Here is a 14,956-nt window from a genome sequence, read left to right on the forward strand (position 1 = left end):
CCGGCGATGCGCGGCTAGTTGCGTCGCTTGAAATCGAACGGGTAGGTCAGCACGGTCTCCTTGCCGCTCGGCGAGCGCGCCCAGGTGACCGACCTCGCGAGCTCCTCCATGCAGGACTCCACCTGCGGCGCGGTCACGTCGCTCTTGTCGCGCACGATGGTGGCCTCCTCGAAGGTCCCGTCGGGCTTCAGCTTGAGCTGCCAGGTGACCCTGCCCTGCGCGCCCGGGTGCTTGCGCGCGTACAGGTCGAAGCAGCAGCGGAAGCCGTCGCGCCGCGCCTTGATCGCATCGACGAGCGGCTGCAAGCGATCGCTCGAGCCCGCGTCGGCGGAGGTCGTCGCGTTGTTCATCACGACGCCGCCGTCCGGCGGCTCGTTCGTGATCTCGGAGGCGATCGCCTTGCAGTCCTCGACCGTCTCCGGGGCCTTCTTGCGGCCCGCCGCCGGCTGTGATGGCGCGGCCGCGCCCGACGCGGCGGTGCCCTGATCGGCGGCGCCCGGCGCGGCGGCGGCGCTCGGCTGCGACTCGGTCGCGCCGGTCGGCTGCGACGCAGGCGGAGGCGACGCGCCGGGCGATGCGCTCTCCGGCGGCGAAGGCGGCGTGGTGCCGCTCGAGCAGGCCGCGAACAGGGTCGCGGCGACGAGGACTCCGGTGAACACGGCGCTGGCGGTGGCGCAAGGACGCATGGCGCGCATACTAAACGGTTCGGCTGAGCGGAGGCGAGGCGCCTTGCGTTTTTCTCCCCCACGCGCCGACAATCCGAGCTCTCCTCGGGGCTGTCTTGAAGATCCCGCTGCTTTTCATGGCCGGCGCCGCCCTCGCCGCCCTCGCGCCGGCAGGCTGCGATCCCGTGGCCGAGCCGCTGCTCTGCGGGGAGATCCCGGAGGGAGGGTGCCCGATCGGCCGGGGGGGGACCTGCGACGATCCCTTGTGCCGCGCCCTCTACGACTGCGTCGAGGGAGCATGGACGGCGGTCACGCGCTGCGATCGACCTGGGGAGCCCTCCTCCGACGCGGGCGCGGGCGGCGGTCCGGACGCCGGCTGCGAGGCGGTGACGCTCGATCACACCGGCGAGGCGTCGCGCTGCACGCCCGCGCTGCAGCATCCGGACTGCCCGGCGGAGGCCGCCGAGACGTGCGCGGAGACGGCGTGCCGGACCGGCTGTACCGACTTCTTCCTCTGCACCGACGAGGGGTGGAGAGCGGTCGCGTACTGCGACGAGCAGGGGCAGCTCACCGCGGCGCCGTGAGCGCCCGCCTCGCTGACATCGGCTGCCGGCGGCCGGGCGCGGCGCCGCGGTGAGCTCGGCGCGGGGGCGTCAGCCGGCCTTGAGGAACGGGCTCCACTCGTCGAACGGGTGCGGCAAGCCGAGCAGGATCTGCATGGTCGCCGACCACCGCGGCGGTAGCGGCTGGCGGATGAGCCGCATGCTGGCCTCGTCCGGCGTGCGCCAGCCCTTGCGGAGATTGCACGTGCGGCAGGCGGTCACGAGGTTCTCCCAGGAATCCTCGCCGCCGCGCGACCGAGGGAGCACGTGGTCGATGTTGAGGTCGCGGACGGGTGGACGGCGCGCGCAGTACTGGCACTGGTGCGCGTCGCGGAGCATCACGTTCTTCCGCGTGAGTCGGATCGTCGGGCGCCGCATGCGGTCGTAGCGGCGGAGGTGCAGGACGCGCGGTACGCGGAGCGAGCCGCCGACCACGGAGAGGCCATCGTCCTTCTCTCGCACCGGCAAGCTCCGCCAGGCCGAGAAATCGTGAAGATCGCCGGCCTCATCGATGGCGAGGGCCGCGCCGCCGAAGAGCAGCAGGAAGGCGCGGCGCGCCGTCGTGATCTGCACAGGCTGAAAAAAGCGGTTCACTACGAGGACCGGGAGATCGAGCGGCTCGGCCCTGCGGTCGCGGCGGAACCCAGAAAACCCGTCGCCGAGATCGGGCTCCTCATGAGGAGCGCCCCCCGGGACTGTCTCTACCCCGTTCGGCACGTCGACGAGTGTAGCAACGAAAGCTCGCTTGAACATCCGCCGCCGCGCGGCAGAAATCCTGCTGGCTGTCCGTTGTCCGCTGCCGCTGCCGCTGCCGCTGTCGCTGCGCGCGGTCCCGGTCCGCGCGCGACGCGCCACGCTCCCTAGGGCCTCGCCTCAAACCCGGGTCCGCTTCGCCAGCGTCCGGCGCCGTCGCCCTGTCGCGCGGCCGGCGGGAGACCGGGAGGCTGACCCACGGCGTCGGGCGCGCCTCCCGAGGGCGCCGCCCGACGCGCGCGGCGGAGCGCTTTCAGTCGGGCGCGGGTTTCGCTAAGACGCATCCATGCCGAGGGACGGTCGCCTCCGGGGTCGAGACGCCGTGGTGGGGAAGCAGGTCGGATGACGGAGCAGCGCGAAGGAGCCGAGCCAGAGCGGACGACCGGCGCAGAGCCGCCCGCCGGCTCGCCCTGGGACGATCCGATCGAGCGCGCGCCGCTCGTGTTCCTCGATCTCGAGATGACGGGCCTCCGCCCCGAGAGCGACCGCGTGATCGAGGTCTGCGCCGAGCGGATGCGGGGAGACACCTGCGAGGACGCGATCACCGCGCTCGTTCGGCCCGAGCCTGGCGTGTTTGGCAACGCGCACGTGCACGGCATCGATCCGCGGGAGCTCGCGGGCGCGCGCACGTTCCCCGAGCTCTGCGATCGCATCGAGCAGGTGATGGAGGGCGCGGTGCTCGTCGCCCACGCGGCCGCGTGGGACGTCGCCTTCCTCGAGGCCGAGCTCGCGCGGGCGGGCCGGGCGAGGCGCGTCCCGCACTACCTCGACACGCTCGTCCTCTCGCGCCGGGCGTTCGCCCTGCCGAGCCACAGCCTCGCTTCGCTCTGCCGGGAGCTCGGCGTGCACCGCGAGCGCGCCCACCGCGCCGAGGACGACGTCCACGCCCTGCGCGCCGTGTTCCGCAAGATCGTGGAGGTCCTCGCGCCGCGCACGCCGCGCGACCTGTGGCACGTCCGGATCGGGGAGCGCCACGCTCGCCCGGCGCTGGTCGCCGCGGCCGTGCGCGCCGCGGAGCACGCCGCCACCGTGCGCATGCGGTACCGCCCCGCGCGCCGGGGCCCGGAGGAGCTCGTGGTACGGATAACGGGGGTGCGAACGGACCTCGACCCACCCCGGGTTCTCGGCTATCTGCTCCCGTCGCGCAGCCGTCGCGAGCTACGGGCCGATCGCATCCTGGCGATCGAGCCGGTCTCGCCGGGAGAGCTCGACCCCGACGGCACCGCGCGAAGGGCCTGAGATCCACGTGCGAATCCATTCGAACCGAACCGCGCTGACGAGGAGCTCCCTTGCTGCTCGCCTCGGCAGCTTGCTCGCCGCGACACTCCTCGCTTCGTGCTCGACCATGATGGGTCCGGGCTCGGCCCGCCCGCCGGCGGCGGAGAAGTGGCTCGCCCGCGCTCGGCAGGAGTTTCAGTCCGCCGACATCGACAACGCGCGCGACGCGGTCGCGAAGGCGCTGACGATCGTCCCCGCCGACACCGACGCCCGCCTGCTCGCGGGGCGCATCGCGCTGGCGCGGCTCGATTACGGCGAGGCGCTGCGCCTCCTCAAGGGCGTCGCCGGGTCCGAGGCGGCAGGGCTCCGGGGGCGCGCGCTCTGGTACAAGGGCGACCTCGACGCGGCGGCCGACGAGCTCGAGGCGATGCTCGACGACCCCGATGTGGTCGACGACTGGGCGAAGTCGATCGCCAAGCTGGCGCGGCGCGGGGCGGGGCGCGCGCCGTTCACGATCTCGGGCGGGCTCCTGGCGGCGGTCGAGATGCCCCACGTCAGCCCGGCTGCCCCGTTCTTCGTCGTCCCGGTCGAGATCGACGGCGAGTCGGCGCTCGCGATGGTGTCGACCGGCACGGGCGAGGTGGTCCTCGACAGCAGCACGCGCAAGGAGCCGAGCTGGGTCTCCCTCCGGTTCGACAGGAGGCTCGAGGTCAACGACGTGCCCGCGCTCACGCAGGACCTCTCGGGCATCTCGAAGCAGATGGGCGCGCCGATCAAGGCGCTGCTCGGGGTGAACCTGCTCCGTCACCTCAACGCGACGATCGACTACAGCGGCCGGCAGTTCGTGGTGCGCAGCTTCTCCCCGCCGGCGCCGCCCGACGCGACGCGCGTCGACCTCGCCTTCATCAAGGGCGGCGGCATGGTGCTGCGGAGCAGCCTGGGCCCCGACAAGACGGTGCAGGGCCCGCTGCTCATCGACACGTCGATGACGTTCCCGATCGCGCTCGACAAGGAGGGATGGAAGAAGGCCGGCTTCGATGCCGACGGGCTGAAGCGGGTCGAGCAGGATCCGGAGCAGAAGCTCAAGCAGGGCGTCGTGCCGATGCTGCGGCTCGGCGCGCTGGAGATCCCGAAGGTCCCGGGCGTGTACGGAGCGCCGCTCCAGGCGGTCGAGAAGCAGCTCCAGCTGGACCTGGACGGCGTGATCGGCGCCGGGCTGCTCGCCTACTTCCGCATCACCTTCGGCGACGGCGGTCGGCTCATGTGGATCGAGGACGACACGGCCATGAACAAGGTGCTCCAGGGCGGCGCGCCAGCGCCGGCCGACGAAGGGCAGGCGCCCGCCGCGCCTCCGGCCGGGAGCAGCGGCGCGCCCGCTGTGCCCCAGGCGCCTGCACCCCAGGCGCCCGCGATGCAGGCGCCCCAGGCGCCCGCGCCGGCGCCGCCCGCGGCCGCTCCCCGAGCGACACCGTCCGCGGGCACGCCCAAGCGGACGCCGGACCGGTGAGCGTCATGTCCAAGGAACTGCTGGCGGTTTACGCAGGGAGCTTCGATCCGATCACGTTCGGTCACCTCGACCTGATCCAGCGGGCGTCGAAGCTGTTCGATCAGGTGATCATCGCGGTCGGCCGGCACCCGACGAAGCACCCGCTCTTCACGTACTCGGAGCGGCTGGAGCTGCTGCGCCAGACCACGAGCGAGGTGACGAACGCGCGGATCGACTCGTTCGAGGGGCTGCTCATCCAGTACTGCCAGCGCGTCGGCGCGCGCGTGATCGTCCGCGGTCTGCGCGCGGCGACCGACTTCGAATACGAGCTGCAGATCGCCCACGCGAACGCGGACATGCTCCCCGGCGTCGACACCGTCTTCCTGCCGACGCGCACCCACTACGGCTTCGTCTCCGCGTCGCTCGTCCGCGAGATCGCGAGCCACGGGGGCGACGTCAGCCACTACGCGCCTGCCGTCGTCTGCGACGCGCTCCGGTCGAAGTTCGCCGCCGCGAAGCCCTGAGCGCCCGCGCGCTCAGTAGGTCCCGAACGGGGTCGGCATCAGCAGCAGCACGAAGAAGACCAGCGTCACGACCGCGATCGCCTTGCGCGCGGGCGACAGCTCGCCGGGCTCCGTGGGGGGGTGCTCCCGCCCGCCCACGCGCAGCATCACGTAGACCACGCCGAACCACGTGAGCCACGGCATCCCGTTCGCGACCGCGGCGCGGAGCGCCTCGGACAGGCCGTCGGCGATGAAGTGCCGCGTGAAGTAGGCGACGTTGCCGAGGAAGAGCGCGAGCATCAGGTAGTGCGCGGCGCGGCTGTAGCGATCCTGCCGCTTGCCGAAGAGCGCGTACGCGACGTGCCCTCCGTCGAGCTGGCCGACCGGGAACAGGTTGAACGCCGTGATGAGCAGCCCGGCCCACCCAGCCATCGCGGTGGGGCCCAGGAAGACGTCATGGTTCTCCGGGATCGGGCCGACCGCGAGCCGCCTCAGCAGGAGGTAGAGCAGGCTCCGCCCCTCCTGCAGCGCGGGGCCCGACGTCGCGTGCACCTCCGAGTACATCAGGCCCACGAAGAGGACCGGGAGCGCCACGGCGAGCCCCGCCAGCGGCCCGGAGGCGCCGATGTCGAGCAGCGCGTTGCGCGACTTGATCGTGCCCTTCATCGAGATCACCGCGCCCATCGTGCCGAGCGGGCTCACGACCGGGAGCGGGATGAAGTAGGGGAGCGATGCCTCGACGCCGTGCGCGCGCGCGGCGAAGTAGTGCCCGAACTCGTGCGCCAGCAAGATCGACAGGAACGGCACGGCGAACGGCCACGTCTGCGGCAGCGCCTTCACGAGGGAGAGCACGCTGTCGTCCTCCGGCGTGATCGGGGCCCACAGGGTGCCGGCGATGAACACGGAGACGACCGTCAGGCAGAAGAGCGCGAGGTTCTTCTTCCAGCGGAGCGGCGCCGGCCGCGGCGCGGCCGCAGCGCGCGGCCCCGTGGCGCTCGTCGCCGCTGGCGTGAGCTCGGCCCCCAGGTCAAGCGTGCTCGGGGAGGAGAGTCGATCATCGGTCATGCGCCGCTAAGCGTGGCCGTCTCCTCGTCGCCGCTCAAGCTATCCGCGCGCTCTTGCGCTCCGGGCGGGCCGCTCGCCTCCTCGCGTTGCCGGGAAGCGCCGGCGGGCATGCCAGGCCTCGCGCGACCGTGATGACTTTGCGCGTCATCCCCGACAGACGCGGCTGCCCGTGAGCGGACCCGTCGGTGAGCGCCGTCGCCGCGGCCACGGCCTGCGCCCAGGAGCTCGCGCGCAGCGGGCTCCTTCGGTGCGCACGCGAACCTTCCGGGCTGCGCGGGCCGCCAGCGCTCTCGTCCGCGCGCCCTTTCTGCGCCGCGTCCGCGCGCCTTTGCCCTCCGGCGGGCGCGGCTGCGCTACGATCGATCCCATGCCTCCCGCTCGCGTCGCCGCTGAAGCGCTCGTGGGCAAGCTCCTCTGCAACAAGTACCGCGTCGTGCAGCTGCTCGGCAGCGGCGGGGTCGGGCACGTCTACCTCGCGGACCGGATCGGCAGGCCTCTCGAAGCCGCGCCCTCGCGCGTCGCGGTCAAGGTCCTCCGGGCAGAGCTCCGCGACGATCCGCTGCTCGTCGCGCGGTTCGAGCGGGAAGCCGCCGCGGCTTCGCGCGTCCGTCACCCCAACGTCCTCTGCGTCGAGGCGCTCGAGCGCGCCGGCGACGCGCCGTGCTTCGCGATGGAGCTGCTCGTCGGGCTCGATCTCGCCGACACGCTGACCTTCGTCCGCTCGCTCGTGCCCTCGCGTGCGGTCCGGATCGCGGCCGATCTCGCCGCGGGCCTCGACGCCGCGCACCGCGCCGGCGTGATCCACCGCGACGTGAAGCCGGAGAACGTTTTCCTCGTGCACGCCGCCGACGGGCGCGAGATCGTCAAGCTTCTCGACTTCGGGCTCTCGTCCATCCAGGAGCCGGGCGCCGAAGGCTCGCTGCTCCCCCGCGTCGTGGGGACGCCCGAGTACATGGCGCCCGAGCAGGCGCAGGGCGCTCCGGCGGCGCCCACCGCCGACGTCTACTCCCTGGGCATCATGCTCTACGAGATGCTCGCGGGCCGTGTTCCATTCCAGGGCCCATACCCGGCCATCGCAGAGCAGCACGGGCGCGAGCCGCCGCCGCCGCTGCACCGGGTCCACCCGGGGCTCCTCATATCGCGCGAGCTCGACGCCGTCGTGCGCAAGGCGCTGGTGAAAGATCCCCGCGGCCGGTTCCCCTCGATGGTGGAGCTGCGGCAAGCGCTGCTCGCCGCGCCGGAGGCTGGCGCCGGGGCGGCGTTCGCCGTCCAGCCAGACGCCGCCGCGCCGCATTCCGGCATCGGGCACTGGGGTGCCAAGCCGTGACGCCCGCTCGCTCCGGAGGCTTCCGTCGACCTCCCTGCGCCTCGGCTTTGCTCTCACGGCGAAGCCCTGCTAGACGGCCGTTAGCATCTCTTGTTCCGGGCGACAGCCGGATCCGCTCGTCAGGCCGTTTCACGCACGGCGAGCGAGCCGGCGTGGTTCGGGGGTCCGCGGGCGCGGACCTCATCAGCGCGGGTCGGTTCTCCAGGAGCAACTGGATTCCCAGAATCGCGCGCCGGTCGTCCTCCACTCCCTCCAGGCTCTGCCTGGCCGCTTTCTCGGTTGCTGATTATGGGTCGCACGACCCCATCTCCTGACAACGGCACAGCGGCGTTTCACGACGCCGAACTCCCGCTTTACGAGACCCGCGCTGCCCCGGGGCCACGCGCTGCGTCCGACGGCGAGCTCATGCCGACGGACACAGGCGCCCTCGACGACGACCCGTTCCGGGTCGAGTTCGTCGCCGAGGACATCCCCACCCCGCGGCGCTATCAGGTCGTCTTCGACGAGGCGCGGATCGATCCGGACGTCCAGAAAGTCGTGCGGCGCCTCGTCCGCCATGGCTTTCAGGCCTACCTGGTCGGCGGCTGCGTTCGCGATCTGCTGCTCGATCGGCGCCCCAAGGACTTCGACGTCGCCACCAGCGCCCGGCCAGAGGAGGTCCGCGAGCTGTTCCGCAACTCGCGCATCATCGGCCGGCGGTTTCGCCTGGTGCACGTCCTCTTCCAGGGCGGGAAGGTCATCGAGGTGGCGACCTTCCGCCGCAATCCGAAGGAGGATTCCGACGACGGGAGCGAGCTGCTCATCCGGAGCGACAACGCGTTCGGCGTCGCGCACGAGGACGCCCTGCGCCGCGACTTCCGGATCAACGCGCTCTTCTACGACGTGGAGGCGCGGCAGATCCTCGACTGGGTCGGCGGCATGGAGGACGTCCGCCGCCAGGTGGTCCACACGATCGGCGATCCGGAGACGCGCTTCCGCGAGGATCCGATCCGGATCCTGCGCGCGCTCAAATTCGCCGGCCGGCTGGGCTTCGCGATCACCCCCGACGTCTACGACGCGGTCGTCTACTGCCGCGACGCGCTCGCCCTCGCCGCGCGCCCGCGCCTCTCCGAGGAGATCCTGCGCCTCATGCGCGGTGGCCAGGCGCGCCGCACCATCTACCTCGCGTGGGAGACCGGGGTGCTCGACGTCCTCCTGCCGGAGGTCTCGGCGCTGCTCTACGACGACCGCGGCGACGACGGGCCGGGCCAGCGCCTGTGGCGCGTGCTCGACTACGTCGACCGGCGCACCGCCGCGGATCGGCCGCTCGACGACACGGTCCTCTGGACGCTCCTGCTCCTCGAGCCGATGAAGGAGGCCTGCGACGGCGTCCGCGATCGCGCCGCGGCGGCCGCCGATTTCCTCGAGCCCCTCATCGACCGGCTGGCCATCTCCCGCCGCTACGCCGACGGCATGCGGCGCATCGTCGCCGTCCTGCCGAGGCTGGCCGGCGGCCGCGCCGGCCGCTTCGCCCGGACAGACATCTTCCAGCCCGCCCTCGACGTGCTGGCCGCCGAGCTGACCGCGCGCGGGGAATCCACCGAAGCGATCGACCGGCTCCGCTCCGCCCCGCAGCCGCGACGCCACCACGCGGACGCCGCGCAGTACCGGCGCTGACCGGCGCGCGGCGCTGATGGCGCACCGAGCGAACGGCCGCGGATGACGGGGAACGCCGCCGATTGACCGGCCGGCGTGGAACATCGCCGGGGTTTCTGGTTTCATAACCACCCTCGATGTCCCCTCCGGCCGCGCGCCAGCGCTCAGCTCCTCCGCCCGATGTGTCCGTCTCCCGGCGCCGGCGCGGCTGGGCGCGCAGCCTGCTCGTCTTCGCGCTCGCCTGCGCCGTCTCTCCGCTCGCCGATGCGCAGGGGTCGCTCCTGCACGAGTTCATCGCGCCGGATCCCGCGGAGGACGTCTCGCTCGCCACGACGACGCTGGACGGAGGGCTCCCGGCCGCGATCCAGACGCCGAGCGGCCTGGCCACGGCCCCGGATCCGCAGCGCCCGCCGTCGACCCAGCAGCAGGTCTACAGCAACGTCGGATCCGACGCGGGCCCTGAAGCCTCGTACGAGCCGGATCGAGACACCCGCCGGCCGAACGTCGAGCGCTACGACGATCCGTTCTCCCCCGCGACCGCCCCGTTCAAGCGGCTGCAAGCCTACGACGCCGTGAGGGCGGACTACTCGCTCGTCGTCCGCGACAAGAGCCTCAAGACCGTCAAGGCGGACGCCACGGTCTCCGGGGGCGACGAGGCGTTCTACGGGGACATCGCGGTCGATCTCGTGCCGAACGAGCCGGTCCGTATCCCGACCGTCGGGCCGGACACGCGGCTCGTGCGGATGCACGTGAACCCCGATACCCCCGTCGTCGTGCTGCGCGACGGTGCCGACAACTGGTTCGTGCGCGGCACGAAGAGCGCGCGCGTCCGGCTCATCGTGCAGCTCGCGATCGCGCGCGCGACCTTCGGCAGCGGGTTCGCCGACGTCGACTGGGGCAAGCTCGAGCGCTACCGCGCGCCGCAGGAGGCCGCCCACGAGGCGGCGTTCAAGCAGGTCGCGCAGGCGATCGGGATCTCGACCGCGATGCGCCCGCGCGACGTCGTGCAGAAGATGGTCGAGTACTTCCGGTCGTTCGCCCCGTCGGACGACCCGCCCAAGGGGCACGGCGACATCTACCTCGACCTCGCGCTCTCGCGAAAAGGCGTCTGCCGCCATCGCGCCTTCGCGTTCCTCGTCACGGCCCTGCACATCGGGATCCCCGCGCGGATGATCGTCAACGAGGCGCACGCCTGGGTCGAGGTCCACGACGGCTCGCTCTGGCACCGGATCGACCTCGGGGGCGCCGCCCTCAACATGGACCAGGAGATCGATCCGAACCGCCCGCCCTATGTGCCGCCGCCGGATCCCTACAGCTGGCCGGAGCAGCGCGACTCGGGCCAGGACCTCGCGGAGAGGACGCGCGCCGAGCAGGCGCAGCAGCAGGGGCCCGCCGGCCCGGCCGGCTCCGGCAGCAGCCCCGCCGCGCCACCGCCCTCGGCGCCGCCCACCCCCGCGAGCGATCCGAACGAGCGCGCGGCCGAGCGCACCGACATCGTCGTGACCGCGCTGGACAAGGACATCCGTCGCGGCTTCCCGCTCCACCTCCAGGGGCAGGTCAGCAGCAACGGCGCGCCGTGCGGGCACGTCCGCGTCGACGTGATCCTGACGGGCGACGCGGCGCCGCAGGGCGTGACGGTCGGCTCGCTGTCGACCGACGCGCAGGGCCGCTACGACGACGCCGTCATCGTCCCCCGCGAGGTCGCGCTCGGCGAGTACGACCTCGTGGTCGCCACGCCGGGCGACGCTCGCTGCAAGGCCGGCCGCACGGACACGGCCGCTCCGTGAGCGACGCGCCGGGACGCCCGCTGGAGCCCCCGCGCGTGGCGGTCGGCGCCGTCGTGATCGAGCGCCGCCCGGACGCGTCCGGCGCGCCGCGCGTGCTCCTCATCCGGCGCGCTCGCCCCCCGCTCGAGGGCTCCTGGTCGCTCCCCGGCGGCCGCGTCGAGCCCGGAGAGCGGCTCGCCGACGCCGTCGCCCGCGAGATCCGCGAAGAGACGGGCCTGGAGATCCGCGTCGGCCCGCTCGTGGACGTCGTGGAGATCGTGGCGACTCCCTATCATTACGTGATCCTCGATTACCTGTGCGAGCCGGTCGGTGGCGCCCTCTCTCCAGGAGATGACGCGTCCGAGGCGGCCCTCGTGCCTGTCCCCGAGCTGCCGGCCTATGGCCTCACCGACGCCGCGGTCCGCGTGATCCACCGGGCCATGGCGATGGCGGCCACGGGCTGAAACAGCGCGGTTCAGGGAGAGCCCGGCGCGGCGCCGCCCGCGGCCAGGCGGGATGTCGCCCGAAGAGCGACTCTCCACGTTGAGCCTGAAGCGCTGGCAGTGACGGTGTTATTTTATTGCCTTGCTGCTCACGACGTCCGCCAGCGACGGCGCTAGGTTCCACGTGGGTGTCGCGATGAGCGCTGTACCGGCGATCGTGAAGGGCATGGCGGTCGTCGTGGCGGCGACCCTGCTCTCGTCTCCTCTCTGCTTCGCTGGGCCCGGCCAGGAAGGCGCCGGCCTGTTCGTGTTGCCCGCGCCGCGCGCCTCGATGCGTGCCGCGCTGTCCGGGGCGCCCGGGGGCTCAAGCTGGTTCCCGGCGAGGGCCGCGCGCGCTCTCTCGAGGACCGTCAAGCGGGTGATGCGCTCGGGTATTTCCCCGATGTTCCTCGGCGTGCACGGGTTCGGTGTGACCGTGTCCGGTGAAATGTGATGAGCGCGGCTACCCCACGATCGCGGCTGGCCGGATGAGCGAACGCGACGCCTGAGCGCCGAATGCGCGCCGATCGACTCACCTTCGCGCGGTGTGACTCACGCGGCGTCCGGATTGCGGAGTTTCTGGAGACGTCGTAGACCGATCTATCTATGAGCTCGACGCGAAGAGCGAGGAAGGAGGAGCAGAAAGAGGAGCGGCGGCGGTTCATCATCGACGCAGCCTGGCAGCTGTTCCAGGAGACCCCGTATCCCGAGGTCACCATGGCTCAGGTCGCCGAGCGCACCAGGCTGGCAAAGGGCACGCTCTACCTGTATTTCACCACCAAAGAGGAGCTCTTCCTCGCGGTGGTCGATCAGGAGCTCGTGAAATGGTTCGATGATGTGAATCGCCACCTGGCGCATTTCGGCGCTTCCCAGGGCGAGCCGAGCGCAGCGCGCCCCCGGCCGTCGCGGGGGCGCCGCGGCGCCGCGGAGACCGGGAACGACGCAGTCGCCAGCGTCGCCTCGATCCTGGCGACGACCCTCGCCGCCCGGGACGCGATGACGCGCTTGCTCTCCATCCTGCACAGCGTCCTCGAGCAGAACGTCAGCTACGAGGCCGCGCTCCGCTTCAAGCTCTCCCTGCTCGCGCACATCGAGCGTACCGGGGCGCTGCTCGAGCGGTGCGTGCCCTCGCTCGCGCCCGGGCACGGCGGGCCGATCCTCATCCGCATGTACGCCCTGCTCATCGGGCTGCGGCAGGTCTGTGACCCCAGCGACGTGATCCGCGATATCCGCAGCCGGCCGGACATGGGCCTTTTCCGGATCGATTTCAGCGAGGAGCTCCGGGCCTCGTTTGCCATCCTCCTGAGCGGGGCGATCACGCCGCCGCTCGGCGCCGAGCGGCTCGGCGCCACGGTCCTCCACGGGATGAGCCCGGTGGAGCGGCGCCGCCCGGAAGGGTGAGGGGCGCGCTCACCAGGGATCGCGCGCCGACATCGGCGGCAGGTGGTCCGCGAACGGCTGGTTGAGGATGCGGGCGATCACGGACTTCCACGTGGTCGCGTCGTTGTCGAAGTCCTCGTGCCGCCGCGCCTCGGAGCCGTGGGGCGGGGGCCGCGTGTTGGGTCCCTTGATCCACTCCGCCCTCGGGAACACGATGGGCCGGTCCTCCGCCTCCTCGGTGAGGAGCGCGAGGACATCGGCGTTCTCCGGGTCGAGGAGCCCCGCCTCCATGCCGAGCAGCGAGACCCCGCTCGTGCCTGGCACCCGCGGGCGCCGCTCGAGCGCGTTCGAGACCAGGTAGAGGAGCGACCTGCCGTACACCTCGCAGTGGTCCTGGAGCTCCGCCTCGTCCGTCAGCGTGAACAGGGCGAAGCGGCGGACCATGCCGCTCCTGATCGACGGCATGTACGTGTCGCGGAAAGCGTCGATGGCGCTCGCCGGAGCGAGCAGGGAGAGCGACTCGATGGGGAGCCCGAGCCCGAGCTGGCCTCGCATCGGACCCCCCTCGATGCGCTTGCCCTTCTCCGAGGTGACCAGCTGCACGAGCGGCGCGAGCAGGAACGTGCCGCTCGAGTGGGCGACCAGGTGCAGCTCGATCCTCGGATCCCTGTCCATCAGCGACGCGAGGCGGCCGATCATCTCGCGGAGGCCGCCGTGGTCGGCGTCCATGGTGGCGTCGCCCGCGGCGAGCTTCATGCGATCCCACTCGGCCTTGCCGCCCATGCGGCGGACGAGCGGCTCGAGGGCGTCGTCGCGCCGGTCGATCATGAACCCGAACGCCCTGGGATCGTAGCCGTCGTGGCGGCGGCCCTCCGTGGCGCGGTGGAGGATCTCGAGCAGGCGCGGGTAGTGATCGGTCTCCCAGAGCAGCTCGAGGGGGTAGATCTCGTGCCCGAGGAGCTTCGGCCGGAGGCGCGACATCCGGTTGATCGCGTCGATCTGCCGGCGCAGGCCGCCGCCCGCGACGAGCAGGAGGCGGCGGCGCCGCCAGCTCTCGGTCGCGCTCAGGAAGTCTTCTTCCATGATGATGCGGACGTCCTCCGACGACGTGCCGTAGGCCCCGCGCTGCTGGAGCTGGCCGTGCATGTCGACGCTGATGAGGTGCGGCCGCAGGCTGGCGAACGTCCGGCTCGCGGAGGTGAGCGGGCGCAGCGAGCGCGGCTGGTTCAGGCGGATGGGCACGCCGAGCCGGCCGACCCAGGCGTCGAAGCCGTACTGGAGCCAGTCGTCGTAACAGAGCCGCCCGAAGCCGCCCTTGCCCCAGCCGAGACCCCAGGAGTTCTGGAGCCAGAAGCCCTCCGCGTCATATCCGACGATCGTGAAGGCGTGGCCGCCCCAGGGGGCGATGAAAGGGTTCGTCTTGTCGACCGGCGGGATGATGCCGCTCTTCTGGGTCCCGTAGTACCAGCCATTGAACGGGATGAGCGCCGAGGCCGCGATGACCCCGACCTCCGCGAGGGCGTTGTGCATCGCCGGGAGGTCCTTGTGGTTCACCCTTTGATACAGGCCGAGCGGCCGGAGCATCGCGTCCGACGCGCGCTCCGGCGTGAGCGTCCCGTGGAGATCGTTCGCGTCCCACGGCCACTGCTCATAGGCGCAAATACCGTGTTTGTGCCAGCCCTTCATGGCGCCCCTCAGGCTGGAGCCCCTCGCGTCGTCCTCGCCCGGGTACTCGTCGTAGCGGCGCGCCATCGTGTACACCATGTTCTGGCTCACGAGGCCGTAGTCCGGGAACACCTTGCGCTTGCGCAGCAGGTAGTGCGCCATGGTGGCGACCGTGAAGCCGGTGCAGCCGTTGTTCCTGCCCTGGTCGAGCACGGGCACGCCGAAGTCCATGAAGCGCTCGGGCGGCATGACCGGAGGCACCTCCACCATCGTGGGGCGATAGAGGGTGTCCCGGAAATCGAGGACGTCAGCGCGGGCGTCGGTCGTGATTTCCCCGTAACGCTCGGCGAAACGCTCGGAATCGATCATGGTTTCCGATCTCGTAAGTCGCCGAGTGTCGCACGGGCAG

General features: G+C 71.9%; 14 protein-coding genes. 10 read left to right on the forward strand and 4 right to left on the reverse strand.

Features of this window, described 5'->3' with window-relative positions; genetic code table 11:
• Positions 1-14 precede the first annotated feature (14 nt).
• Entirely contained in the window at positions 15-686 is a 672-nt protein-coding gene (locus tag WME85_RS11210) for an AgmX/PglI C-terminal domain-containing protein (RefSeq protein WP_437837574.1), read from the reverse strand.
• Positions 687-781: 95 nt separating this feature from the next.
• Between WME85_RS11210 and WME85_RS11215 the strand changes: the two genes are divergently transcribed.
• The gene (locus WME85_RS11215) at positions 782-1,249 is read left to right on the forward strand and encodes a hypothetical protein (protein ID WP_437837575.1); all 468 of its coding nucleotides are present in this window, start codon (positions 782-784) and stop codon (positions 1,247-1,249) included.
• Between the two features lie 69 nt (positions 1,250-1,318).
• Here the strand turns inward: WME85_RS11215 and WME85_RS11220 are convergent, their stop codons facing one another.
• Positions 1,319-2,020: an HNH endonuclease gene (locus tag WME85_RS11220; protein WP_437837576.1), complete on the reverse strand. Its 702-nt coding sequence runs from the start codon at positions 2,018-2,020 to the stop codon at positions 1,319-1,321.
• A gap of 342 nt (positions 2,021-2,362) precedes the next feature.
• Here WME85_RS11220 and WME85_RS11225 point away from each other — a divergent pair, with 342 nt between their 5' ends.
• From WME85_RS11225 to coaD, 3 genes are all read left to right on the forward strand, one after another.
• Entirely contained in the window at positions 2,363-3,259 is an 897-nt protein-coding gene (locus WME85_RS11225; RefSeq protein ID WP_437837577.1) for a 3'-5' exonuclease, read from the forward strand.
• Positions 3,260-3,365: 106 nt separating this feature from the next.
• Positions 3,366-4,745 (forward strand): tetratricopeptide repeat protein, encoded by a 1,380-nt coding sequence (locus WME85_RS11230; RefSeq protein ID WP_437837578.1) that lies wholly within the window; start codon positions 3,366-3,368, stop codon positions 4,743-4,745.
• A 5-nt stretch (positions 4,746-4,750) separates the two neighbouring features.
• Positions 4,751-5,248, forward strand: a complete 498-nt coding sequence (coaD, locus tag WME85_RS11235; protein WP_436626533.1) for a pantetheine-phosphate adenylyltransferase — start codon at positions 4,751-4,753, stop codon at positions 5,246-5,248.
• A 12-nt stretch (positions 5,249-5,260) separates the two neighbouring features.
• On the opposite strand, the gene WME85_RS11240 is transcribed toward coaD, so the two are convergent.
• A complete protein-coding gene (locus tag WME85_RS11240; protein WP_437837579.1) occupies positions 5,261-6,292 on the reverse strand; it encodes a site-2 protease family protein in 1,032 nt (343 codons plus the stop codon).
• A 367-nt stretch (positions 6,293-6,659) separates the two neighbouring features.
• Here WME85_RS11240 and WME85_RS11245 point away from each other — a divergent pair, with 367 nt between their 5' ends.
• From WME85_RS11245 to WME85_RS11270, 6 genes are all read left to right on the forward strand, one after another.
• On the forward strand, positions 6,660-7,619 hold the full coding sequence (locus WME85_RS11245) for a serine/threonine-protein kinase (protein ID WP_437837580.1): 960 nt from the start codon (positions 6,660-6,662) through the stop codon (positions 7,617-7,619).
• Between the two features lie 405 nt (positions 7,620-8,024).
• Positions 8,025-9,275, forward strand: a complete 1,251-nt coding sequence (pcnB, locus tag WME85_RS11250) for a polynucleotide adenylyltransferase PcnB (RefSeq protein ID WP_437309122.1) — start codon at positions 8,025-8,027, stop codon at positions 9,273-9,275.
• Between the two features lie 161 nt (positions 9,276-9,436).
• Entirely contained in the window at positions 9,437-11,041 is a 1,605-nt protein-coding gene (locus tag WME85_RS11255) for a transglutaminase-like domain-containing protein (RefSeq protein ID WP_437837581.1), read from the forward strand.
• The gene (locus WME85_RS11260) at positions 11,038-11,484 is read left to right on the forward strand and encodes an NUDIX hydrolase (protein WP_437837582.1); all 447 of its coding nucleotides are present in this window, start codon (positions 11,038-11,040) and stop codon (positions 11,482-11,484) included. The genes WME85_RS11255 and WME85_RS11260 overlap by 4 nt, the downstream gene beginning before the upstream one ends.
• A gap of 121 nt (positions 11,485-11,605) precedes the next feature.
• Positions 11,606-11,956: a hypothetical protein gene (locus WME85_RS11265; protein ID WP_437837583.1), complete on the forward strand. Its 351-nt coding sequence runs from the start codon at positions 11,606-11,608 to the stop codon at positions 11,954-11,956.
• Between the two features lie 152 nt (positions 11,957-12,108).
• A complete protein-coding gene (locus WME85_RS11270) occupies positions 12,109-12,903 on the forward strand; it encodes a TetR/AcrR family transcriptional regulator (RefSeq protein ID WP_437837584.1) in 795 nt (264 codons plus the stop codon).
• A 9-nt stretch (positions 12,904-12,912) separates the two neighbouring features.
• On the opposite strand, the gene WME85_RS11275 is transcribed toward WME85_RS11270, so the two are convergent.
• Positions 12,913-14,916, reverse strand: a complete 2,004-nt coding sequence (locus WME85_RS11275) for a C1 family peptidase (protein WP_437837585.1) — start codon at positions 14,914-14,916, stop codon at positions 12,913-12,915.
• Positions 14,917-14,956: the final 40 nt, after the last annotated feature.

Source organism: Sorangium sp. So ce1153, from assembly GCF_051521595.1.
Lineage (GTDB): Bacteria > Myxococcota_A > Polyangia > Polyangiales > Polyangiaceae > Sorangium.

Coding starts and splice junctions, on each gene's coding strand:
- WME85_RS11220 (WP_437837576.1), bottom strand. CDS start 2,020: ATGTTCAAGCGAGCTTTCGTTGCTACACTCGTCGACGTGCCGAACGGG.
- WME85_RS11275 (WP_437837585.1), bottom strand. CDS start 14,916: ATGATCGATTCCGAGCGTTTCGCCGAGCGTTACGGGGAAATCACGACC.
- pcnB (WP_437309122.1), top strand. CDS start 8,025: ATGCCGACGGACACAGGCGCCCTCGACGACGACCCGTTCCGGGTCGAG.
- WME85_RS11270 (WP_437837584.1), top strand. CDS start 12,109: ATGAGCTCGACGCGAAGAGCGAGGAAGGAGGAGCAGAAAGAGGAGCGG.
- WME85_RS11245 (WP_437837580.1), top strand. CDS start 6,660: ATGCCTCCCGCTCGCGTCGCCGCTGAAGCGCTCGTGGGCAAGCTCCTC.
- WME85_RS11225 (WP_437837577.1), top strand. CDS start 2,363: ATGACGGAGCAGCGCGAAGGAGCCGAGCCAGAGCGGACGACCGGCGCA.
- WME85_RS11230 (WP_437837578.1), top strand. CDS start 3,366: ATGATGGGTCCGGGCTCGGCCCGCCCGCCGGCGGCGGAGAAGTGGCTC.
- WME85_RS11210 (WP_437837574.1), bottom strand. CDS start 686: ATGCGTCCTTGCGCCACCGCCAGCGCCGTGTTCACCGGAGTCCTCGTC.
- coaD (WP_436626533.1), top strand. CDS start 4,751: ATGTCCAAGGAACTGCTGGCGGTTTACGCAGGGAGCTTCGATCCGATC.
- WME85_RS11240 (WP_437837579.1), bottom strand. CDS start 6,292: ATGACCGATGATCGACTCTCCTCCCCGAGCACGCTTGACCTGGGGGCC.